General features: G+C 41.5%; 16 protein-coding genes and 1 CRISPR repeat array. Of the genes, 10 read left to right on the top strand and 6 right to left on the bottom strand.

Translation table 11 applies throughout. The annotated features are described in order from the left end of the window. Window positions 1-82 precede the first annotated feature (82 nt). A complete protein-coding gene (locus tag H6G28_RS04695) occupies window positions 83-697 on the bottom strand; it encodes a TetR/AcrR family transcriptional regulator (RefSeq protein ID WP_190669264.1) in 615 nt (204 codons plus the stop codon). A gap of 277 nt (window positions 698-974) precedes the next feature. Here H6G28_RS04695 and H6G28_RS04690 point away from each other — a divergent pair, with 277 nt between their 5' ends. Both H6G28_RS04690 and H6G28_RS04685 read left to right on the top strand, forming a co-directional pair. After that, window positions 975-2,606 (top strand): M16 family metallopeptidase, encoded by a 1,632-nt coding sequence (locus H6G28_RS04690; protein WP_190669263.1) that lies wholly within the window; start codon window positions 975-977, stop codon window positions 2,604-2,606. A 102-nt stretch (window positions 2,607-2,708) separates the two neighbouring features. Continuing rightward, window positions 2,709-4,193: a M16 family metallopeptidase gene (locus tag H6G28_RS04685; RefSeq protein ID WP_190669261.1), complete on the top strand. Its 1,485-nt coding sequence runs from the start codon at window positions 2,709-2,711 to the stop codon at window positions 4,191-4,193. A gap of 426 nt (window positions 4,194-4,619) precedes the next feature. Further along, window positions 4,620-5,400: direct repeats of the CRISPR family, unit length 37 nt; unit sequence GTTTAAACTTCAACTAATCCCTATTAGGGATTGAAAC. A gap of 108 nt (window positions 5,401-5,508) precedes the next feature. Here the strand turns inward: H6G28_RS04685 and H6G28_RS04680 are convergent. The 4 genes from H6G28_RS04680 to ruvC all read right to left on the bottom strand — a co-directional run bounded on the left by H6G28_RS04680 (window position 5,509) and on the right by ruvC (window position 9,103). Next, window positions 5,509-5,793 (bottom strand): YiaA/YiaB family inner membrane protein, encoded by a 285-nt coding sequence (locus H6G28_RS04680; RefSeq protein ID WP_190593757.1) that lies wholly within the window; start codon window positions 5,791-5,793, stop codon window positions 5,509-5,511. A 289-nt stretch (window positions 5,794-6,082) separates the two neighbouring features. Beyond that, a complete protein-coding gene (locus H6G28_RS04675) occupies window positions 6,083-7,762 on the bottom strand; it encodes a DUF4335 domain-containing protein (protein WP_313949887.1) in 1,680 nt (559 codons plus the stop codon). After that, entirely contained in the window at window positions 7,710-8,315 is a 606-nt protein-coding gene (locus tag H6G28_RS04670) for a DUF3038 domain-containing protein (RefSeq protein WP_062296578.1), read from the bottom strand. Before H6G28_RS04670 ends, H6G28_RS04675 begins: the two co-directional genes overlap by 53 nt. 296 nt (window positions 8,316-8,611) lie before the next feature. Then, complete coding sequence (gene ruvC, locus H6G28_RS04665; RefSeq protein ID WP_190593758.1) at window positions 8,612-9,103, bottom strand: crossover junction endodeoxyribonuclease RuvC; 492 nt, start codon at window positions 9,101-9,103, stop codon at window positions 8,612-8,614. 280 nt (window positions 9,104-9,383) lie between these two features. Between ruvC and H6G28_RS04660 the strand changes: the two genes are divergently transcribed. Together H6G28_RS04660 and tsaE are read left to right on the top strand one after the other, a co-directional pair. Next, a complete protein-coding gene (locus H6G28_RS04660; RefSeq protein ID WP_190669257.1) occupies window positions 9,384-10,754 on the top strand; it encodes a gluconeogenesis factor YvcK family protein in 1,371 nt (456 codons plus the stop codon). A gap of 61 nt (window positions 10,755-10,815) precedes the next feature. Continuing rightward, on the top strand, window positions 10,816-11,271 hold the full coding sequence (tsaE, locus tag H6G28_RS04655; RefSeq protein ID WP_190669255.1) for a tRNA (adenosine(37)-N6)-threonylcarbamoyltransferase complex ATPase subunit type 1 TsaE: 456 nt from the start codon (window positions 10,816-10,818) through the stop codon (window positions 11,269-11,271). Window positions 11,272-12,650: 1,379 nt separating this feature from the next. On the opposite strand, the gene H6G28_RS04650 is transcribed toward tsaE, so the two are convergent. Beyond that, window positions 12,651-13,973 (bottom strand): dihydroorotase, encoded by a 1,323-nt coding sequence (locus H6G28_RS04650; RefSeq protein WP_190669253.1) that lies wholly within the window; start codon window positions 13,971-13,973, stop codon window positions 12,651-12,653. 245 nt (window positions 13,974-14,218) lie between these two features. Between H6G28_RS04650 and lepB the strand changes: the two genes are divergently transcribed. The 6 genes from lepB to H6G28_RS04620 all read left to right on the top strand — a co-directional run bounded on the left by lepB (window position 14,219) and on the right by H6G28_RS04620 (window position 22,576). Further along, window positions 14,219-14,860 (top strand): signal peptidase I, encoded by a 642-nt coding sequence (gene lepB, locus H6G28_RS04645; RefSeq protein WP_190593770.1) that lies wholly within the window; start codon window positions 14,219-14,221, stop codon window positions 14,858-14,860. 15 nt (window positions 14,861-14,875) lie between these two features. Further along, window positions 14,876-15,673 (top strand): MOSC domain-containing protein, encoded by a 798-nt coding sequence (locus H6G28_RS04640; protein WP_190593772.1) that lies wholly within the window; start codon window positions 14,876-14,878, stop codon window positions 15,671-15,673. 956 nt (window positions 15,674-16,629) lie between these two features. Further along, window positions 16,630-18,465, top strand: a complete 1,836-nt coding sequence (locus H6G28_RS04635; RefSeq protein WP_190593774.1) for a two-component system response regulator — start codon at window positions 16,630-16,632, stop codon at window positions 18,463-18,465. Window positions 18,466-18,704: 239 nt separating this feature from the next. Beyond that, window positions 18,705-19,874, top strand: a complete 1,170-nt coding sequence (ldpA, locus tag H6G28_RS04630) for a circadian clock protein LdpA (RefSeq protein WP_190669252.1) — start codon at window positions 18,705-18,707, stop codon at window positions 19,872-19,874. A 40-nt stretch (window positions 19,875-19,914) separates the two neighbouring features. Then, on the top strand, window positions 19,915-21,651 hold the full coding sequence (locus H6G28_RS04625; protein ID WP_190593777.1) for a R3H domain-containing nucleic acid-binding protein: 1,737 nt from the start codon (window positions 19,915-19,917) through the stop codon (window positions 21,649-21,651). A gap of 145 nt (window positions 21,652-21,796) precedes the next feature. After that, a complete protein-coding gene (locus H6G28_RS04620; RefSeq protein ID WP_190669249.1) occupies window positions 21,797-22,576 on the top strand; it encodes a class I SAM-dependent methyltransferase in 780 nt (259 codons plus the stop codon). Window positions 22,577-22,976: the final 400 nt, after the last annotated feature.

The raw sequence follows: 22,976 nt of genomic DNA, 5'->3' as shown, positions 1-22,976 counted from the left end.
TGCTGAGTGCTGAGTGCTGAATAAATATGTCTCCCTTGTCTCCCCTGCTCCCCTGCTCCCTTGTCTCCCTGCTCCCTGCCTCTTACTCCTTCACCAATACGCCATTGAGAAAAATATCCGCCAGTCCTTCAGCCATCTGCTGCATTTCTTGGGGAGAAGCGTCGGGTTCCATGAGGGTGTTATTAGAAAAACCTGCGATCGCAAACATGCCTAAAAATACTTTAGCAACAAGTTTGGCATCGATTTGACGATAAATGCCTTTATCCATTGCCGTTTGAAAAAAGGCTTCAGCCACATCTGTCATTTTATTGATAACTTCGATTTGAATGCGATCGCGTAAATCAGGGTGAAACTGCACTTCCATAAAACACACCCGCATCAAATCAGCATTTTTCTTGAAGTTCCACATCCTCCGGCGCATCACCTGGGCTACAGCCTTATAACTGCCCATTTCACTTAATTCTGTTAGCAAATCCGTTAATATCTCCACCCAGCCACCCGTCGCCACTTCCACCAAAATGGCTTTTTTATTCGGAAAATGCCGAAATAACGTACCCTCAGCCACACCCGCAGCTTGGGCTAAATCGCGGGTAGTTGTACCATCAAATCCTTGCGAGGCAAATAGTCGCCGCGCCGCTTGTAAAATGCGGTTGCGTGTTTGTGCTTCTGAAGGTGGGGGAGAATTAAAAACTCGCATAACAGTTACGGTGTGATTTCCGGGACGAGATAGGTAGCATTATTGTCTAACATCGATTACAAAAAGCACGGAAAGCTTAATACAAGATTAACGCCCTGCCCAAATATTGACCTGTTTCTCAGGTAGTGAAACTTTACAAAAGAAGTTGGATTCTCCAAATTGAGCAATCTAAAAATTCTGAGTTATTGGCAAAGCAGCTAACTGGCTCTTCACCATACACTAATGTTGGATGCTACTAATAAAATGATTATCTTACTCGTAAAATTCATGGTTGCTTATGAATCAGATTAGTAGCCGACAAGTAGTTGTAAATGGTGTAAATCAAGTGTTGAGCAGATTATCTCGTCTGTTAATTGCTTTTTTGGCATTAACGATATTCTCGTGGGGAACAATCCCAGAAATGGCGGTGGCGCAAACTCAAACTGCACCACCGCCACCACGCACCGTCCAACCCAGCAAACCACCAGAGAAAAGCTCGATTCAGCCTTATTTAGATCGGGTAGTCAAGCAATTGACTAAGTTTCAACTGGACAATGGGATGAAGTTCATTGTTTTAGAACGCCATCAAGCGCCTGTGGTTTCTTTTTTAACCTACGCTGATGTTGGTGGTGTGGATGAGCCGGATGGGAAAACTGGCGTGGCGCACTTTCTAGAACATTTAGCTTTTAAGGGTACGCAACGGATTGGTACTACAGATTACAAAGCTGAAAAGCCGCTTTTAGAACGCCTAGAACAGTTAGATAGCCAAATTAGAACAGCTAAGGCAGAGAATAAAAAAGCTGATTTGACGCGGTTACAAGCAGAATTTAAGCAAGTAGAAGCCCAAGCCGTCAAGCTAGTCAAGCAAAACGAGATGGGGCAAATTGTGGAACAAGCGGGAGGTGTAGGCTTAAATGCGAATACTTCCACCGAAGCCACTCGTTATTTTTACAGCTTTCCATCTAATAAATTAGAACTTTGGATGTCTCTGGAGTCGGAGCGATTTTTGGAACCTGTACTCAGTCGGGAGTTTTATAAAGAAAAAGATGTAATTTTGGAAGAACGGCGCTTACGGGTGGAAAATTCACCTATCGGGTTGATGGTGGAGAAATTCATCGATGCGGCGTATAAAGTTCATCCATACAGACGGCCTGTGATTGGTTATGACGAAGATATCCGCAACCTTACACCCACAGATGTAAAGCAGTTTTTTGATACTTACTATGCACCAAATAATCTAGCGATCGCAATTGTTGGTGATGTTAACCCCAACGAAGTCAAACGACTCGCACAAATTTACTTTGGGCGTTTTCCTAGCAAACCCAAACCCAAATCAGAAATTCCGGTAGAACCCAAGCAAACCGAAACACGTCAAGTCACTTTAGAATTACCTTCCCAACCTTGGTATTTAGAAGGTTATCACCGTCCGGCAGTTACCCATCCCGATAACGCTGTGTATGAAATTATCAGCCGACTGTTGAGTGAAGGGCGCACTTCCAGATTGTATAAATCTTTGGTGGAAAAACAACAACTCGCCCTGACAGCCCAAGGTTATAGCGGTTTTCCTGGCGATAAATATCCCAATTTGCTGTTATTTTATGCCCTGACGGCTCCTGGTCACACTGTGGATGAGTTAGCCACGGGTTTACGTCAAGAAATTGATAACTTAAAAACTCAGCCAGTCACAGCCACCGAATTACAGCGTGTGAAAACTCAAGCCAGAGCCGATTTACTCCGCAGCCTTGATTCTAATACAGGGATGGCGCAGTTGTTGTTGGAATATGAAGTGAAAACCGGTGATTGGCAAAACTTGTTCAAGCAATTGGATGAAATTGCGGCGGTAACTCCGGCGGATATTCAACGAGTCGCCAAAGCAGCGTTTACCCCCGAAAATCGCACTATTGGTAAGTTGTTGTCGAAACAAGGATGAAAACGAATCGCAAAGAACGCGTAGACACGAAGTGGCTTCCCGAAGGGTAGGGAGAGAAGAAATATGCACAGATATAAGTATCAGGTGAAGGGTAAGAGGTCGATGAAATTCAAACTATTGCATGGTAAAAGGTTGATTTATGTTGTCATGTTTGCCTTTGCCTTTTTACTTTTGACTTTTGACTTTTCTTTAGCAGCGACAACAACAGCCAAACATTACACAGAGTTAAAATTACCAGCTTTACCTGCGGTCAAATTACCCAAATATGAACGCTTTGCTTTACAAAATGGCTTAGTTGTGTATTTAGTAGAAGATCATGAACTGCCGTTAGTGAGTGGTTCGGCTTTGGTGCGGACTGGTAGCCGTTGGGAACCAGGTGATAAAGTTGGGTTAGCTGGTTTAACAGGTGCAGTCATGCGGACTGGGGGAACTAAGCAGCATTCACCCGATGAACTCAATGAAATCTTAGAACAACGGGCTGCATCGGTAGAAACAAGTATTGGTGAGGGTTCGGGGAGTGCAAGTTTTGAGGCGCTAACTGAAGATGTGGACACGGTGTTTGGCTTGTTTGCGGAAGTACTGCGGGAACCAGTATTTGCCCAAGATAAACTGGATTTAGCCAAGAACCAAACTAAAGGGGGAATTGCCCGTCGCAATGATGATCCTAATAGTATTGCCAGCCGAGAATTTAGAAAATTGGTTTATGGCAAAGAAAGTCCATATTCGCGGACTGTGGAATATGCCACATTGGATAAAATTCGCCGGGAAGATTTAGTTCAGTTTTACCAGCAATACTTTCACCCCAATAATATAATTTTGGGAATTGTGGGCGATTTTGATAGTAAAAAAATGCGATCGCTCATTCAAGCTAAATTAGGTGATTGGCAACGTAACCCCAAAATCACTAAACCCCAGTTACCAGAGGTTTCCCCAGCTAACAAAGGCGGAGTATTTTTTGTTAATCAGCCCCAGTTGACTCAAAGTAGTGTACTGTTAGGGCATTTAGGTGGACAATTTGACAGCCCCGACTATGCCCCACTGGATGTATTAAATGGGGTGTTAAATGGTTTTGGTGGACGCTTATTTAATGAAGTGCGATCGCGCCAAGGTTTAGCTTACTCTGTATATGGTTACTGGAGTCCCCGGTTTGATTATCCCGGTATTTTCTTGGCTGGTGGACAAACCCGTTCTGAGGCTACCGTCCAGTTTGTGAAATCCTTACAAACCGAAATTAAACGTATTCAAGCACAACCAGTAACAGCCCAAGAACTGGCTTTTGCCAAAGAATCAACTCTCAATTCTTTCGTGTTTAACTTTCAAGACCCTGGTCAAACCTTATCACGGCTGATGCGGTATGAATATTATGGCTATCCATCAGACTTTTTATTCCGTTATCAAAAAGCCGTCGCCGCCACTACCGCCGCCGATGTGCAACGGGTAGCCAAGCAATATCTCAAACCAGAAAACCTGATAACCTTAGTTGTGGGAAATCAAACCGCAATTAAACCACCATTAACAGGTTTAGCCAAACAAGTCACAACCATCGATGTGACAATTCCTGGTTCACCATCACAAGCTAAGAATTAATCATCTAGAAGTTATGCACAAAGATTGGCTGTGAAAATGGGTGTAAGGGTGTAAAAGGGTTTTGAACATCTACACCCTCACAAAGAAGTCAAAATTCAAAAGTCCGAGAATTTTTGACTTTTGACTTGATTTTTCCCCGTCACCCATTCTCAACAAATAACCTTTGTGCATAAGCTACAACCAAACAAAATTCTTCTCGATGCGCGGATGGGTAGGTGTACAAAATCTCGCTTTTGACAAAATAGCTAGATTCCTTGAAGTGCAAGCTTTTGCAGAAAAAATTCCTAAAAATCATCCGCGCACCTTATCCAGTCTAGGTTTCAGCCATTTTAGTTAACTCAACTGATATTTCCCCATGTTAAAATCAACCCATCCGCGAAACCGCACCTTGAAAACTAAATACAGACTGCCTTTCCAGTCCCCGCAGTTTAAACTTCAACTAATCCCTATTAGGGATTGAAACAATTCTCCAACCATTCTTGGGCGATCGCTTTTGCGTTTAAACTTCAACTAATCCCTATTAGGGATTGAAACGACGTTGACGGAACACTGACCGATACAATTAGCGGCGAAAGTTTAAACTTCAACTAATCCCTATTAGGGATTGAAACTGAAGGCATTATCTTGAGCAGCTTTTTCCATCTCCATCCTTGTTTAAACTTCAACTAATCCCTATTAGGGATTGAAACTATTGCCGAAAGCAGGCTGATAGCCCATTTCGGTATAATAAGTTTAAACTTCAACTAATCCCTATTAGGGATTGAAACTACAAAATTTACGGCGGAGACACTGGGGCTTACTCTTGTTTAAACTTCAACTAATCCCTATTAGGGATTGAAACCCCAAACAAAAATTTCACCATCGCTTTCAACGTTTAAACTTCAACTAATCCCTATTAGGGATTGAAACGGAGAAGTCTTTAATACATTGCTTGGATTATGTTCTAGTTTAAACTTCAACTAATCCCTATTAGGGATTGAAACTCAGCTTTTGATTTTGAGCAATTAGCTGTAATTGCTATGGGTGGTTTAAACTTCAACTAATCCCTATTAGGGATTGAAACTTTATAAACCTGTATCCCCTGCTAGTTGGTACAGGTGTTTAAACTTCAACTAATCCCTATTAGGGATTGAAACGGGTTGATAAGTTGATTTGATTTGCATAATAAAAGTTTAAACTTCAACTAATCTCTATTAGTGGTTCAAATTTGATGTGAAAGGGTATTTAGGGGGGAGCTAAAATGTCTTGCTACCAAAGAGAGGACTTTTAAAACATCCTCTCAAATATCAATAAATCCCCCGCTAGAAAAGATAGATTATTTTAAACTTAAAGAATCATGTTGTGATAGTAATTTTTCTACCTTTGCCTCATCAATTCTTGCTGTTAATCTTTTAGCTTCATGCAAATCTCTGGTTGTTTTTGCCAAGGTAAAAGTCGAACCAACAGAAAAAGCTAAACCCATACCCATAAAACCTTTTACCCAGTTATCTACGGGCAAATTCACAATACCAAAGCTAGTCATAGAAACAGAAAGCATAAAAGCAGCCCATGTTTGAATAATCCAAGCTGTACTATCTTTTTGTGAACTTAGTTGCTGCATATTTCCGCCCGATAAATTCAAAATTTTCTAGCAATAGCAAAGGTAATTAGGATATTTGGAAATGAGACAAACTCGACAGAAAATAACTTTTAATTCTGTCACCTGTAACCTGTCTCCTGTCCCCTGCTATAGTAGCGATATTATTAATTTGTGTAGTCAATTACAACAATTAAATTACCACTTTGATAACTGGACTGTAATCAGTTAACTAAAAAGTACCTAAATAAAAGAATAACTGGTACATAGTTTTGTACCAGTTAAATAAATGGCATAAAGTTGGGAAATTTAATTATTCAGATTCCGAAAATGTTTGTACTTTACCATCAGGACTGAAAACAACTCGAATTCTGATATTTTGACCAGATTTATTACCAGAAACAAAAGGCTTACCAATTGCAGGTATACCTGTATTATCAATAAACTCTCTTGCTGGTTTATTCAAAGGTAAAATCCGTGCTAGAGAACCATCCACATCCACAGTCAAGCTGTATTCTAATGTTTGTGTTAATCCCGCAGGTGGTTGCCAACGCTTCTGAAAGAAACTTCTAGCTTCTGCTATTTGGGTTGTGTCAAATATTGTGCTGTTGGTAGCCACATTAGGAGGTGTAGCAGTTTGTGGAGTATCACCCAATCTATCAACAAATGGATTATTTTCTGCGGCTGAAGGTGGTAGAGACGAACTGATTTTGTCTCCTAGTTGTTGATTAGTTGGTGAGTACTCTGGCGAAAGATTATTGCCACGGTTGTTATTGGGTATAGTTGCCAATGGTGGCGGAACAATTGACGGGATACTACTAGATGATAAATTATCCGCCCCAGAAGACAGACGTGGAGGTAAACTCCGCCTTTGAGGTAAGCTAATTTCACCCTGAGTAATGGACGGTGCAGGGTTTAGGGCAATTTGTTGACCAGAAATTGTTGTTGATGTGGTACTTGGGAGATTATTCTTGGTGCTAATGCTTGCTTGGGGTATATTCAGCCCAGTTTTGGAAGATGTTGACGGTACACCGAGGGAGGTGGCGGAGTTAGCGGAAGAAATACCCGCCCCAGGAGGAATGACAGGTTGTGCCGGCAAACGAGAAGTTGGCAGAGGCAGAGTAGAGTCGATGGGTGGCAGTGATGGTAAATTATCTGGAGATATCAGTCCAGGTAGTGGTGTACTCAAGTTAGCTGGTGGTGTAGGTGCTAAAGCCACATCAGACTCTTGAGCAGTAGTTTTATTTGCCGTTGTCGGCTGATTTTGTCGATAATAATTGGCGTATTGTAAAGTGATTGGCAATAAACCTACACTTAAAACCAAAACTGCGGCTATAGGAGCCCAAGTCGGGAAACGGAGAACAGAATTATTGTTATTCAGAGATGGTAAAGCCATCACATCAGCTGAGTATTCATCCAAAGCTGAGGCTAAATCATAAAGTTGTAATAAACTGAGTTGCACCAATGGGCTAGAGGCTTGACCAGACAAAGAACCAAGATGTAATTTGTGAGTTAAAGAACTGCCCGGTTCTAAATAGATTTTGCTTCTGGGAATGTCGGCGGCGAAAGATTTTAAAGTCTGTGTAGATAAAGCCGATGGGGCTGAATCATCAGATGTTGTAATTGCATCGCCAAAGTCAGAAAAACCCAGCGAAAAACTTTCTGGCGACTGTTGGAGGAATTGCTGCACATAGCTGGTGACGGCATCACATAAAGCTTCGAGTTGGTCGCGATCGCCCCGAATTACAACCCTGCGTTCTTCTGGTAGTCGTGGATCGTCAATGCGTAACTCAAAGCTGAGTTGCTTAATTACAGTTTTCCCCATCCAACGGGACAAAGGCGAACTTTGTGCCAATACTTCGAGTGTGCAAGTGGGGGGTGTGTAGCGACGAATGACAGAATTTAATACAGGCATGGCAGAAACTGCAAAGGAGACGTTTTCAATATTTTGCGGAATGGTCGATGAGTGCGAGCCAGAGACGGCGGTGTCCACCAGGGGCGCTGTAAAACAACAAGTTTACGAGCAATTTAAGTGCCAGGTGGGTGAGTAATTCCGTTGAGATTTGGTCATCCTCTTCCATTCGCTCTTGGTAGGTGTTGCAAAAAGCATCAATGTAATCTCCAAGTAAAGCAGCCTGATGAGGTTCCCGGTTATTTTCCGCCATTTGCTCTAGTAACCCAACAGCACGACGAATTAATTCTTGGTGCTGTTTGGCGAGATAGCAGATGATTAAAACAAGCGATCGCGCTTCTTCTACATCTAGCTTTTTTCGCCCTCCTTGACCTTTGCGTAGGGGATTTGACTGCCGTAGCCGCCATAAAGCTACGCGGTCTGGCACTCTTGACTCTAAATTTAGGTTAACTGCCGCCGAAAGCATAGCCTCAGAACCAATCCCAGTTAAGGTTTCTAGCGCCAACAGTACCAAGTCCAACTGAGTTTTGATATTGTCCCATTGAACTGTGTCTGGGGTTGGAAGCTTAATTAACTCCTCCCACTGAGAATTGGGTGTGGCTGAGTCGGCGGCCGAGTGCATAACTTTTAGCATAGGTGATCGGGCTGGTAGGGGCTGGTGCTGTTACCTATTTTGAAACCAGACTCTTTAGGATTTAAGTTGGTTTCCCATACATAAATTTTGGCAGGAACTAGCTTTTAGCTGGTTGAACTTTGGTAAACAGCAGTTGTCACTGTCTTACTCTACAAGATGAAAATTTATTTTCCATACACTTAGCAGAGGAGAAAATGATCTACCTCAGTAAAAATTTTCCTAGCCTCTACCACTGCTTCCGTATGAAGTATAAATCAATATCAACAATAAATAATTGATGGCTCTGTGATGAATAATTACAACTGAAAAGATGCTGTTAAAGCTACTGCTAAAGCATCTGCGGCATCGTCTGGTCTTGGGATTGTATCTAAATTCAACTCTCGCGCCACTGCTGCTTGTACATCAGATTTATCTGCATTGCCATAGCCGGTTAAAGCTTGTTTAATTTGTGCCGGGGTAAATTCTACATAAGGTAAGCGATGTTGTCCCAAAACTAACATGACAACGCCACGAGCTTGTGCTACAAGAATAGTGCTTGACATACGATAGAAGAACAGCTTTTCGATCGCAACCAAGTCTGGTTGCAATTCACTAATCAGGGTGTGTAAATCATCAAACAAGGTACACAGGCGCTGTGCCATTTCTGCATCTGCCGAGGTACGAATTACCCCAAAGTCAAGCATATCTACCGTTGTGTCTTGTACCTTGCTAGAGCCTTGTTTGCAAGTAATTACGCCAAATCCTAAAATGGCTAATCCAGGATCTAAACCTAAAATTCGTTTTTCCATTAAACTAACTTTGACCAAGCCAGGGTATTGTTTTACTGGGAAGACTGGCAACTTTGATGACTGGTTTTCTAGCTGTAGTCACAGAAGTTAGGACACTCGGAAAGCAGAATGTTAGGCATAGTAATACTATTACCTCCTGCTTACATTTGGCCTCTATCTCCTGTCTTCTGCTATCAGTCTCAAAGCACTGAAATACTTAATAATGACACACTTGGTGTTAAAACCAGGGAGTGTAAATTTTCCTTTATTCATTAGTTTGTAGCACTGCTTTCAATCAGGTATGTCAATTGGTTTTCTCAGACAAGCCCTCCACGCCCTGCAACAGCAGTCGCGCAGCCGCACATCTTATCGGGTTAACCAGTGGTTTAAGTGGTTATCTCCAGGACTATCAGTAAAACGCTGGTTACTTATTAGCGTTGGCGGTGTATTTTTGGCGAGTTTGGGGTTAGCTATATGGGTGAAGTTGACCCCGATTTTTTGGCTGTTGGAGTTGTTGAGGAGTTTTCTGGGAGTAATTACCAACATCCTACCCAACTATATCAGTGGCCCTTTGGTGCTACTGTGCGGCTTACTGTTGCTGCTTTGGGGACAAACTCGCACTGTGGGTTCCATTACTGCGGCTTTCAAACAACAAGGTGAAACAGAACTCATTGATGTTTTGTTAGCCCATCGCCGCTTGTATCGCGGGCCGAAAATTGTGGTTATTGGCGGTGGTACCGGACTTTCGACTTTGTTGCGGGGGTTAAAAACTTATAGTGCTAATATTAGTGCGATCGTCACGGTTGCTGATGATGGTGGTTCTTCTGGGCGGTTGCGTCAAGAATTTGGTGTGCTACCACCGGGAGATATTCGCAATTGTTTAGCAGCCTTAGCAGATGAAGAAAAGCTGTTAACAGAATTGTTTCAATACCGCTTTCGGGCAGGCGATGGCTTGACGGGGCATAGTTTTGGTAACTTATTCTTAACTGCCATGAGTGAGATTACTGGTGATTTAGAACGTGCTGTGGCGGCAAGTTCTAAAGTCTTGGCGGTGCGGGGACAAGTTTTGCCAGCAACTCTCACCGATGTGCGTCTGTGGGCAGAATTAGCCGATGGCCGCCGCATTGAAGGAGAATCGAATATTCCTAAAGCTGGTGGTAAAATTGTCAAAATTGGTTGCACACCTGCTAATCCACCAGCCTTACCCGCAGCGATTAAAGCAATTAAAGAAGCTGACTATATTATTATTGGGCCGGGTAGCCTGTATACCAGCTTGATTCCTAATTTACTAGTACCAGAAATTGCCAATGCGATCGCCTCCTCCAAAGCCCCTCGCATCTACATCTGCAATATTATGACCCAACCAGGAGAAACTGAGGGCTATACTGTTGCTGACCATATCAAAGCTATTGATGCAGCCTGTGGTCAAAGGCGATTATTTGATGCTGTTATGGTACACAAAAAATCTCCTTCTCCCCAATCTCTCATCCGTTATGCCCAACAAAATTCTCATCCAGTTTTCCTCGACAGAGAAGATGTATCGTTACTAGGGCGACGAGTTGTTTTAGCGAATGTATTGTATGAAGATGAAACTGGTGTTGTCCGTCATAATCCCCAAAAACTCGCAAAAGTCTTGTTACGCTGGTACAGTGGCGCTCATCATGGCAAGTAAGAATTAGTCATTAGTCATGTGTATACACTAATGACTAATGACCAATGATCAATGACCAACAATGAAAATTTCTCTTGCAGATGTCCAAGGGACTCTGAATTTAGGTATCAAACTAGGTCAAACTTTGACTCCTGGTACTGTCATTTTACTAGAAGGCGACTTAGGTGCAGGTAAAACTACCTTGGTGCAAGGCATTGGTCAAGGTTTAGGAATCACAGAATCTATTGTCAGCCCCACTTTTACTTTGATTAATGAATACACTCAAGGGCGTATACCCCTTTATCACCTCGACTTATATCGCTTAGAACCATCAGAGGTGACAGGTTTAAACTTAGAAAGCTATTGGGAAGGAATCGAAATAGAACCTGGAATTGTAGCGATAGAGTGGGCAGAGAGAATGCCTTACCAGCCAGAGAGTTATCTGTGTGTGCGTTTAAGCTACGGCGACAATGGTACTCGTCAAGCTGATATTACAGGATTACATTGCAACATCAGCGAGTTAATTGCTAAAATCTAGATAAATTATTTAGATTTGTGGATTAGACTATACAATTATCCGTGATTATGCACCATCAAAGCAAAAAAAATTGGGTAGGCAAAAGTTGTGTAGAGAATCCCACCCAAAAGAAGTTTGAGCGGCAAATTTTGCCGCTCAGAATTCATAATTCATTGCTGTAGGTTGTGAGAAAATTTTCTGGATGCGGTTCTAAATAAATGAACTACAAGGACAACTGTCCCATCCAAAATTAGCCTCACATCATGATGAGATGATAAAAATGTATCGATAGTCGAGGGGGGATTGTACACTCGTTCTATCTACCACTACCGCGTTCATCGAAGAAATTGACTAACATTACTGCCTTCATTATTCAAAAATCAATGGAATACTGTACAATAGGGGTTTGGCCTTGATTGACATTTACTAGCGACTGCATTTAGCTAATTTTTGGTCTATGCTCGCAGACAGTATTGCCGTAAGTGTCGATAAATCTTGAGTCAAAGCTTTTGAATGAAACAATCCTTTGGAGAGTGATATCTAGCAAGCTGCCAGATTTTTGAGTGCGGACACTCAAGGGTAATTACATTCAAATAAGAAGTGACTTTAATTTGTTGTTTAGGGAATCATCTTGGTGAGAAGGCTCATTTACAGATGAATTTTAGTTAGCCAGTCAGTACTGGGATGTATTACTTGTATTCTGTTTTTCTTTGTACCTGCCTTTGATTAACTAAGTAAATTGTTTCTTTTAGTGTGTTTAATTGGGATGCTAGTGTTTTGAGACTAACTTTGTTTTCTTTGCTAATGCTGGCTTTTAGAACACCAATTGCTGAGAAAACAATCAATCAGAAGTGTAAAAAATAGGTTTTAAGGTCGTCCAAATTAAGTGCATATAAAATTTATATATGTATAAAACTGAGTTTTCACAGAAATTTGCCCGTTTACTTAACCCTATTAATTCTCTTCTTTTTTTAGCGGAAAAATCCGGATAGTTGAACACAAAAGACTAGTTGAGAAAGGTTAAAAGATTTACGATCGCAGTAGCCATCCTGTCATCTATCCACTGACCTAGTATTCCCAAGTTAAAAACAGAATCTGTAATCAAAAAGTAACTAATGATTAAGTTATGAGATAAATTAATTTTAAAAAGTCTTGGTTAAAAGAAAATCTTATATTCATACTGATACATCTTCCAAAAGCCCAAACATTTTTAACCAAGTAGCATAGTATTTATACGAGTTAAAATCGTATAAACACTCAACTTTTCGCCTCCAAATTTGGAAGCTAGTGTTTATACGTAGTTGAAAGGAGGCAGGGGGCAGTGGTTCGGCTACGCTCACCAACCAGGGGCAGAAGGCAGGGGGAAAATATTTAACTCAGCACTCAGCACTACTAAATATTTATGAAGAGAAAGTTAAAGCTTGACCGCGCACGTCAGTATTAACGCGATTTTGTTCATAGACAATTTGTCCACCCACAATTGTGATGACAGGCCAGCCTGTGAGGTTCCAACCTTCAAAGGGACTCCAACCACATTTGGTTAACAAATCTTCCCTGCGGACGGGGCTGTAATTATCCAAGTCTACCAAGACTAAATCGGCATCGTAACCAGGTGCGATCGCTCCTTTATGCGGAATTTTATAAGCTTGCGCCACCGCATTAGACATCCAGTTGGCAACTTGCGCCACAGTACATTTTCCTTGCATTGCCGCAGTTAACATCAATGGTAAAGAAGTCTCGACACCGGGCATTCCCGAAGGTGTATTGGGGTATTCTTGGGCTTTTTCTGCCAAGGTGTGGGGGGCATGGTCGGTGGCGATAAAATCAATCACACCATCCCGTAACGCTTGCCAGAGAACTTCGTTATCGTGGGGCGATCGCAATGGCGGATTCATTTGCGCTAAAGTGCCAATATCTTGATAAGCACTGCTATTTAATAACAAATGCTGTGGTGTGACCTCCGCAGTTACCCAACGCGGTTTGTCTTGACGTAACAACTCAGCTTCTTCGCCTGTGGACAGATGTAATATATGTAGCCGACGCTGATATTTTTTAGAAAGATTTAAGGCTTTTTGGGTGGCTAACAGCGCCGCTTGATTATCTTGAATTTGGGAGTGAATGGCTGGGTCATGAATACCAGCAAACTCTTGTCGTCGTTGATTAATGCGTTCTTGGTCTTCAGCGTGAACCGCAATTAAGCGATCGCCTTGGGCGAAAATGGCTTCCAGCACAGTATCTTGGTCAACCAGTAACTGACCGTGCATCGAACCCATGAAAACTTTAATTCCTGGTGTTGGTTGGGCTGTGAGTAAATCTGGCAAAACTTCTGCGGTTGCACCAATAAAAAAGCCATAATTCACTACACACTTACTAGCTGCCCGTTGGAGTTTATCATCTAATGCCGCTTGAGTAGTAGTCAGGGGGCGGGTATTAGGCATTTCTAAAAACGAAGTTACACCGCCCTTAGCACAGGCACAACTAGCGGTAAATAAATCTTCTTTATGTTCTAGTCCTGGTTCCCGAAAATGCACTTGCGGGTCGATAACTCCTGGCAACAAAGTTAACCCTTGTGCGTCAACCTCTCTGGTGACAATGGTACCAGCAATCTCCGGTGCCACTTCTTGGATGAGGCGATCGCGCACAAGTACATCCCCAACCATGAATTCACCATTGGGTAGGACAATGCGAGCGCGGCGAATTAGTAAACTTTCTGAAGATGACATGGAGCTAAAAAATTTGAAGGAAAGGAGTTATGTATGACGGCAAGCTTTAATCTTAGATGAAACTTGCTTGCTCTTTCTATGATCAATTTTTGCAGCTGATTCAAAAAAAGTTTATTTTTAACTTATACATCTGTCTGTAAAGATGCTAAAACTCACCTAGAGAACCTAATTTTCTCGTTAAAATTAACAGATAGACTTTCCCTAAGCTAGTTAATTACTACACTTTTCCTTACTTCAGTACTTTCATGCAAAATCAAGTGTCTGATCAAAATTCTAATCAAAAACCCGATAATTCCTGGATTGCCGAGCTAGGTAGAACAGTTGTATTAAGTATCGTTCTTGCCCTGGGCATTCGTACTTTTGTTGCTGAAGCTCGCTGGATTCCTTCTGGTTCTATGGAACCAACTTTGCATGGGACTCAAAACCAGTGGGAAGCAGACAAGATTATTGTTGATAAGTTGAAGTATAAGTTTGCCAGCCCCCAACGGGGAGATATTGTGGTTTTTTCACCCACTGACGAACTCAAGCGTGAACAATATCAAGATGCGTTTATTAAACGTGTGATTGGCTTACCAGGAGAAACAGTAGAACTGCGTGATGGTAAAGTCTACATTAATAACAAACCCCTGGAAGAAGAAGCTTATTTAGGTTCTAGCCAGCGCACAGTGGTTGATGTTTGCACCTCTGGACAGCAACCAGCTTTCCTAGCTAAAGCGCAGACAATACCGCCAAATGCTTACCTAGTGTTAGGTGACAACCGTAACAGCAGTTACGATAGCCGTTGTTGGGGTGTTGTACCCCGCGAGAATATTATCGGTCGGGCTGTATTGCGCTTTTGGCCGTTAAACCATGTTGGCGGTATTGATAAATCACCCTTGTATCCCTAACCAAGTTATCTAAAAATGCCGTACCTAGCCAAAATCGTAATTTACCCAATTAAGTCACTAGATGGGGTAGAAGTGGCACAAGCCGAGGTTTTGTCTAGTGGCGCATTAAAAGGCGATCGCGAGTTCGCCCTTTTTGATGTACAAAGTAAATTTGTCAATGGTAAGCGTCATCCCAAAATTCATTTACTGCGGGCGGATTATCAAAACACCTCTGGCGATCAAACCATCTCTCTGAAAATTCCTCACCAGGATTCACCATTAGTTTTTAATTTAAATACAGAGAGAGAAAAATTAACCGCCGCTTTAAGTGATTTTTTTGGGTTTTCCCTTACCATCGCTCAAAACTCGCTAATGGGTTTTCCTGATGATACCGATTCTCCTGGCCCAACTGTAATTAGTACAGCAACTTTAACAGAAGTTGCTTCGTGGTTTCCTGGTGTCACTGTCGATGAAATGCGTCGTCGGATACGTGCCAACATTGAAATCGCAGGTGTACCAGCTTTTTGGGAAGATCATTTATTTAGTGAACCAGATCAATTAGTCGCCTTGCGAGTGGGAAATGTGCAGTTTTTTGGAGTCAACCCATGCCAGCGTTGTGTAGTCCCAACCAGGAATCCTGACTCAGCCGCAGTTTACCCAAGTTTCCAAAAAATATTTATCCAACAGCGACAAGCAACATTACCAGACTCAGTAAATCTATCACACTTTAATCATTTTTACCGCTTGAGTGTGAATACTAGAGTACACATATCAGAATCTGGCAAAATATTACAAATTGGTGATGAAATCGAAATAATTCCAGATATTAATTAATAAATTTTATTAATATCAATAATTGGATGACTGTTAAGCTATTATGCAATTGTGCTTACAAGATTTGAATATTTATTATCAGGTTTTTAGCTGCAAGTGCGAGACTTGTAAACTATTTACTAAAAATCTCTAAGTTCAAATTTGCTCCCAAAGACTTGAGTAAACAAGTGTTCATCTATTTTTGATTTTGGCTAAACAGTAACCTTGAGATATCACTAAGCTAGATTACAGTAAGGCCAAATTGACAAATGATTGCAATAGATGAATCCCCGAAAAACTTACCAGTCAATCATAAGAAAATCCAACATCTCAAACTCCACAATAGTCTAAATTCTGCTGCCATACAAAAGTTTCAGGACTTAGTGTAATTATAAAATTGCCTCTGCTATGTATGCGTAGAGCTTGGCAAAAGTAAATCTTTATACTAAAAATAGTAATATCCTTTGTAGCTTTGAACGTATCACACAGTAATAACCCGGAGCAAATTATGTATCTAAAGTTGCCTGAGTTATCCACAACGGGAGCTAGGGAAAAATCCAACAACCATGATATTTAAACTTCCGCTTACTCAATCGTTTCATCTCCTCATTACCAAGGTTTATGCCAAAATACCCATGATATTAGTTATAATTAAGACCTTTGTCTTGTAATTGAGAGTCGTTGTGAGGCTATTGGTTTATCTTGCATTGCAAAATAAAGTACAGCAACACTAAAGCTGCTAGACCAATTAGAAAACTCAGTATTACTGAATTCCCGATTTTTGTGGAACAGGTAAGGTATCTATTTGATCACAGCAGGCAAATCATCTCACAAATGCCAAGCAGAAAATCAAATCTGCGATCCCAAAGAAAAATATTTTCAGGATAAGATTACAATCAAATGTGCCGGGTTTTCAACAATTTAGCTAATAAGTATCAGTTTGAGAAAACTATGGAATTGACGAGAAGCAAGATGTAATGAACCACCAGCAGTTAGACCCGGATAAAAAAGATATTTTAATAATTGACGACAAGGCAGATAACTTGAGAGTTTTATCCTCTCTACTGGCTAGAAAAGGATACAACGTCCGTAAAGCGTTAAACTGGCAAATGGCTTTAACTGCTTGTCAAACTGTTTTACCGGATCTAATTTTACTTGATATTATGATGCCGGAAGTTGACGGCTATGAAGTTTGTCGGCGGTTTAAGAGTTGGGATTTAACCGCAGATATTCCCGTAATTTTTATTAGTGCTTTAGATGATGTCTTCGATAAAATTAAAGGTTTTAGATTAGGGGGAGTAGACTATATTACTAAACCTTTTGAGTTTGAAGAAGTTGTAGTGCGCGTTCAAAATCAACTAGAACTGAGACAAGCAAGATTAGAAATTTTAAGACTCAATACAGAACTAGAGCAAAGAGTCAAATCTCGGACTTGGGAATTAGAAAATGCTCTACAAAAACTGCAACGAGAAATAATTTCTCGGCAACAATTACAAGATAAATTACTAGATATAGTTCTACATGATGCACTGACAGGATTACCAAATCGGGTTTTGTTTTTAAGACAGTTAGGCAAAGCTCTTAACCTGGCGAGAGAAGATAAAAACTATCATTTTGCTGTCCTATATTTAGATTGCGATCGCTTCAAAGTTGTCAATGATTCTCTCGGTCATCTTGTGGGAGATGAATTACTGATTGCGATTGCGCGTCGTCTGCAATCATGCTTGAATCCTGGTGATACCCTTGCAAGACTCGGTGGTGATGAATTTGGTATTCTTCTCGAAAATATTTCCGATATTAATTCCGCAATTCAAGTTGCCGAACTCATGCTCCAAGAACTATCTATGACATTTAAATTGTCTAGATATGAAGTATTTATGAATGCTAGTATTGGGATTAATTGGGGTTGTAAAGATTACGAAAAACCAGAGTATTTATTACGGGATGCCGACACAGCTATGTATCGTGCTAAAGCGCAAGGTAAAGCCAGTTATAAAGTCTTTGACCCGGCAATGTACCAAGAAGCTATTCAACTGTTAGAAATTGAAAATGATTTGCGGCGAGCTATTGAAAGAAGAGAGTTGATTATTTATTATCAGCCGATTATTACCTTAAGTACTGGTCAAATTACTGGCTTTGAAGCATTAGTCCGTTGGCAACATCCTGTGCGGGGTTTAATGGCTCCTACAGAGTTTATCCCCATAGCTGAAGAAACAGGTTTGATTAACGAAATTGATATTTGGGTTTTACAATCAGCTTGTCAACAATTACGCCTTTGGCAAGAGCATCCAAATATTCCTAAAAATTTAACGATGAGTGTTAATTTAAGTGCGCGTCTGTTTACCCAAGCTAACTTAATTAACCAAATTGATCAAATTATTCATGACACCAAAGTTAATCCCAAAAATCTAGAATTAGAAATTACCGAAAGTGTGATTATGGAAAATACTCATGCGGTGAGAAGCATGATTGAGGAAATCAAACAACGCAACGTCAAGTTAGTAATGGATGATTTTGGTACTGGTTACTCTTCTCTCAGCTATATCCATAGTTTGCCTTTAGATTCTTTAAAAATTGATAAGTCTTTTATTACTAGAATGCAGTTTTATCAAGATAATCTAGGACTAGTACCAACAATAATTAGTATTGCTAAATCTATGAATATGACTGTGATTGCTGAAGGCGTAGAAACTCAAGAACAATTAGTAAAATTAAGAAGTTTGAACTGTGACTTTGCTCAAGGGTTTCTGTTTTCTCAACCTTTAAAACCAGAAACAGTGATTGACTTTATTGCATCTATGCCCCAGTGGTGAGGATAGGATTTTATACCGGATAGCAAGCAGATTGGTATATACTGAGCAATAAAATTTACATAATTTAAAATCAAAAATATATTGATTTGTTCTCGGTAGCAAGAGAATTTAGAGCAACAGTTGATTGACATTAGCTGTCAAAAGTGAGAGTCTGGTTACTCAGAAAGTCAAAATAGTGTCAAAAAATTTTTATTGATTAAAGACTACTATTTTCAGTTACATAAAAGCATAATAGAGATGTGACTGATTTGTTTGCCCCTTTACATTCCCTGGAAAACGGTCGCTGGTTCAAGCTCATTTGTGGAGCCAGCTACCAACATCTGCCAGCAGTCAGAAGTTTAACTTTAGCCTACACTTTGGCGGGTGCTGACTGTATAGATGTCGCTGCTGACCCGGCGGTGATAGCAGCAGCCAAAGCCGGACTGCAAGCAGCTAAAAACCTGACTAAAGCCGCCCAAGAACGAGGCTTCGACTATCAAGGTGGTTCGCCTTTGTTAATGGTGAGTTTGAATGATGGTGAAGACCCCCATTTTCGCAAAGCCGAGTTTGATGCCGTTCATTGTCCCTCTGACTGTCTTAGACCATGTGAGCGAGTTTGTCCGGCACAGGCGATCGCATTTAACCGGAAACCAGATAATTTTTCTGGGGTAGAATCTCAGAAATGTTACGGTTGTGGTCGTTGCATCCCATTATGCCCTTACGATATAATTTATACTAGATCATATATATCAACACCAGAGGCGATCGCGCCAATGGTAATTTCAACAGGAGTAAATGCCGTAGAAATTCATACACAAGTCGGCAGATTAGTAGAATTTCAAAAATTATGGCAAGCAATTTCACCTTGGGCTGAACAACTTCAGTTATTGGCTATCAGTTGTCCTGATGGCGATGGCATGATTGATTACTTAAAAGCAATTTATGAACTAATTACCCCACGTCCTCGTAGTTTAATTTGGCAAACCGATGGTCGTCCGATGAGTGGTGATATTGGAGATGGTACCACGACGGCGGCAGTCAAATTAGGACAAAAAGTTTTGGCAGCGAACCTACCCGGATATGTGCAGTTAGCAGGTGGCACAAATAGCTACACCGTTGCTAAGTTAAATGCAATGGGACTACTGAAGAGAGCAGGGGAGCAGGGGAGCAGGGGAGCAGGGGAGAACAATTCTTCCTTCCCTTCTGCCCCTCTGCCCCTCCTCCCCTCTGCCTCAATAGCAGGAGTCGCCTACGGAAGCTATGCCCGTGTATTGCTGTCGCCAATTCTCGAACAGTTGGAGAATAAGGAGGTGAATTACGCCAGTGTTCAAGGGAATGTCCGCTTGGAAGCAGAACCGGACTTATTGTGGGAAGCTGTAGGGCTTGCCTATTCTCTCGTTTCCCAGATCAAGTCACAGCAAGAGCGATAATCGCTCGTTCGTTATCTCTCAAAACGTCACCATAGAAAGCATGACGATTAAAGACGATCTCCAAAAGTTATTAGACATCTTGCCCCAAGACTTGCGACAAGTACTAGAAAATCATCCTCAGCGAGATAGTTTAGTTGAAGTAGTCTTGGATTTGGGTCGTCGCCCAGAAGCTCGCTTTCCTAATCAAGCTGAGTATCTGAGTGAAACACCCGTAACTCAAGCACAAATTGATGATTGTATTCAGCGAGTCGGCACCTTTGGCGGAGATAATCGAGCAGGAATTGAGCAAACTTTGCATCGGATCAGTGCTATCCGCAATCGGAATGGTAAGATAATTGGCTTAACCTGTCGTGTTGGTCGTGCGGTATTCGGTACTATCGGTATGATCCGCGATTTGGTAGAAACAGGTAAATCCATTCTCATGCTAGGTCGTCCAGGTGTGGGTAAAACTACTGCCCTGCGGGAAATTGCCCGTGTGTTGGCAGATGAGCTAAACAAACGAGTAGTAATTATCGACACCTCCAACGAAATTGCGGGAGATGGCGATATTGCTCACCCTGCCATTGGTCGTGCGAGAAGGATGCAAGTAGCTCATCCAGAACTTCAGCATCAAGTCATGATTGAGGCAGTGGAAAATCACATGCCGGAAGTAATTGTGATTGATGAAATCGGCACCGAACTGGAAGCTTTAGCAGCGCGTACCATTGCCGAACGTGGTGTGCAGTTAGTAGGCACTGCTCATGGGAACCAAATTGAAAACCTGATCAAAAACCCCACACTTTCTGATTTGGTTGGTGGGATTCAGGCTGTGACACTGGGAGACGACGAAGCCAGAAGGCGTGGTTCGCAAAAAACGGTGTTAGAGCGTAAAGCTCCGCCTACCTTTGAAATTGCTGTAGAGATGTTAGAACGACAGCGTTGGGTAGTTCACGAAAGTGTTGCTGACACAGTAGATACTTTATTGCGTGGACGGCAACCAAGCCCACAAACCCGCACTGTGGATGATAATGGCAAAGTTGTCATGACTCGACAGCTATCGGTGGTGAATGGTCGTGGCGGTCATTTAGCGAGTGGGGAAGACACTTTCTCCTCTGGGCGACAGTCTAGTGGCTGGCGGGCATCGGGACAGATGGTGGCACTTCCGCCATTGAGTCTAGAGAGGGAAAAAACAACTGGACAGAGCGAGTTTGACCGCTTGCTAGAGGAATCCTTTAACTACTCCGACACCATTGATTTCGCCGCCACGAAGAACGCTGGCCCCAACGGGGAAGATTTGCCACTGCATGTTTATCCTTATGGGGTGAGTCGCCACCAATTAGAACAGGTAGTTAGTGTGCTGACTTTGCCTGTGGTATTGACAAAAGACATCGATAGTGCTGATGCAATTTTGGCATTGCGATCGCATGTCAAAAACCACGCTAAACTACGGCAAATGGCCAAAGCCCGTCATGTGCCTATCCACATGATTAAAGCCAGCACCATTCCGCAAATTACCCGTGGACTGCGGCGGTTATTGAACATCGATGAACCAGAAATTGCTGATGACCGCGAATTGCAACTTTTTCTGCACAGTGGTAGCGATGACGAAATTGATGCCCTAGAAGAAGCTAGACTTGCAGTCGAGCAAATTGTCATTCCCAAAGGACAACCAGTAGAGTTACTGCCCCGTTCTCCCCAAGTTCGCAAAATGCAGCATGAGTTGGTAGAACATTATCGCCTCAAATCCCATAGTTTTGGCGAAGAACCTAATCGTCGCTTAAGGATTTATCCGGCGTAATTTTAATTCAGGACTAACGCACAAAGGTTAGTTGTTGAAGTTGGGTGTAAGGGTGTGGGGGTGTAAGGGTTTTGAATACCTAAGACTCCTACACCCTTCTTCAAACTCTTGATTTTTCCTCTCATTGCGTAAGATTTTACTGAACATGAATCAGATTTCGCCATCCAAAGATAATTGGAATGCTTTGCTTTATGAAGATAAACACGCTTTTGTGTGGCAATATGGCGAAGATTTATTGCAATGGCTGAATCCCAAACCGGGAGAATTGATTTTAGATTTAGGTTGTGGCACTGGGCAACTTGCTGCGAAAATTGCTGAATCTGGTGCTGAGGTGATGGGAATTGATAGCGCCGCCACAATGATTGAAAAGGCGCGACAAAATTATCCTGATTTACGGTTTGAAATTGCTGATGCTCGTAACTTGCAAATAGACAAACTATTTGATGCTGTATTTTCTAATGCTACCTTGCATTGGATCAAAGAAGCCGATGCTGCGATCGCCTCCATATATCAAGCACTCAAACCAGGAGGGCGTTTTGTTGCGGAATTTGGTGGTAAAGGTAACGTAGAATCTATAGTTCAAGCCTTGTATATGGCTTTGGCAAAAATTGGTCTATCTCACCCCCAAACTTTCAATCCTTGGTATTTTCCTAGTATTAGTGAGTATAGTAATTTACTGGAAAAACAAGGCTTTGAAGTTACTCATGCTATTTTGTTTCCCCGTCCCACCGTCTTAGCAGATGAGACAGCAGGTATCAAAAACTGGCTAGAAATGTTTGCTAGTAATTTTTTCACCAACCTTTCGGCTGTGGAACAAGTAGAAGTGATTCGTAATGTTGAAGACTACCTCAAGCCTACACTTTACAAAAATCATGTTTGGCTGGCAGACTATCGCAGAATTCGCATTATCGCTATCAAAGTGTAGTAGCGTGTCCGTAATAAAATTAACCGCAGATAAACGCGGATAGAATTGCTGCTATTGGATAAACTTATCTGTGTCAGTTTGGTAGCTTGTTTGTGGTGTGGGACGAAAAGCCTACAATAGATCAGCTAGAAACCCATTCCACAATCAAATTTCAATCAAAATTTAAAAACCAATTGTCAAGAAAACATCAATTATGAGAGAACTAGATAAAAATAAAAATATAAGCATAAATGATACTTAGATTTCTGAAAAAAACAGTACACCCACAAAACACTTTTTCTTACTCCCGACTCCCCAATCCTTACTCTCAGGCTGTATAGATAATTTCTAAAATAAATCAGACTACTGTAGCTTTTATCGTTTTAGTTATTCGTAAATAGGTTTTTGTTTTTTAATATTT

This window comes from Nostoc sp. FACHB-190, from assembly GCF_014696905.1.
Classification (GTDB): domain Bacteria; phylum Cyanobacteriota; class Cyanobacteriia; order Cyanobacteriales; family Nostocaceae; genus Nostoc_B.
Note: the sequence above shows the minus strand (reverse complement) of the source record. Positions and strands in the feature narration are given on the sequence as shown.

What these genes read in the sequence shown, in the direction of transcription:
- H6G28_RS04690 (WP_190669263.1), top strand. Translation starts at nt 975, where the DNA reads ATGAATCAGATTAGTAGCCGACAAGTAGTTGTAAATGGTGTAAATCAA.
- H6G28_RS04650 (WP_190669253.1), bottom strand. Translation starts at nt 13,973, where the DNA reads ATGTCATCTTCAGAAAGTTTACTAATTCGCCGCGCTCGCATTGTCCTA.
- H6G28_RS04635 (WP_190593774.1), top strand. Translation starts at nt 16,630, where the DNA reads ATGAACCACCAGCAGTTAGACCCGGATAAAAAAGATATTTTAATAATT.
- H6G28_RS04625 (WP_190593777.1), top strand. Translation starts at nt 19,915, where the DNA reads ATGACGATTAAAGACGATCTCCAAAAGTTATTAGACATCTTGCCCCAA.
- tsaE (WP_190669255.1), top strand. Translation starts at nt 10,816, where the DNA reads ATGAAAATTTCTCTTGCAGATGTCCAAGGGACTCTGAATTTAGGTATC.
- H6G28_RS04660 (WP_190669257.1), top strand. Translation starts at nt 9,384, where the DNA reads ATGTCAATTGGTTTTCTCAGACAAGCCCTCCACGCCCTGCAACAGCAG.
- H6G28_RS04640 (WP_190593772.1), top strand. Translation starts at nt 14,876, where the DNA reads ATGCCGTACCTAGCCAAAATCGTAATTTACCCAATTAAGTCACTAGAT.
- H6G28_RS04670 (WP_062296578.1), bottom strand. Translation starts at nt 8,315, where the DNA reads ATGCTAAAAGTTATGCACTCGGCCGCCGACTCAGCCACACCCAATTCT.
- H6G28_RS04620 (WP_190669249.1), top strand. Translation starts at nt 21,797, where the DNA reads ATGAATCAGATTTCGCCATCCAAAGATAATTGGAATGCTTTGCTTTAT.
- H6G28_RS04695 (WP_190669264.1), bottom strand. Translation starts at nt 697, where the DNA reads ATGCGAGTTTTTAATTCTCCCCCACCTTCAGAAGCACAAACACGCAAC.
- ruvC (WP_190593758.1), bottom strand. Translation starts at nt 9,103, where the DNA reads ATGGAAAAACGAATTTTAGGTTTAGATCCTGGATTAGCCATTTTAGGA.
- H6G28_RS04685 (WP_190669261.1), top strand. Translation starts at nt 2,709, where the DNA reads ATGAAATTCAAACTATTGCATGGTAAAAGGTTGATTTATGTTGTCATG.
- lepB (WP_190593770.1), top strand. Translation starts at nt 14,219, where the DNA reads ATGCAAAATCAAGTGTCTGATCAAAATTCTAATCAAAAACCCGATAAT.
- H6G28_RS04680 (WP_190593757.1), bottom strand. Translation starts at nt 5,793, where the DNA reads ATGCAGCAACTAAGTTCACAAAAAGATAGTACAGCTTGGATTATTCAA.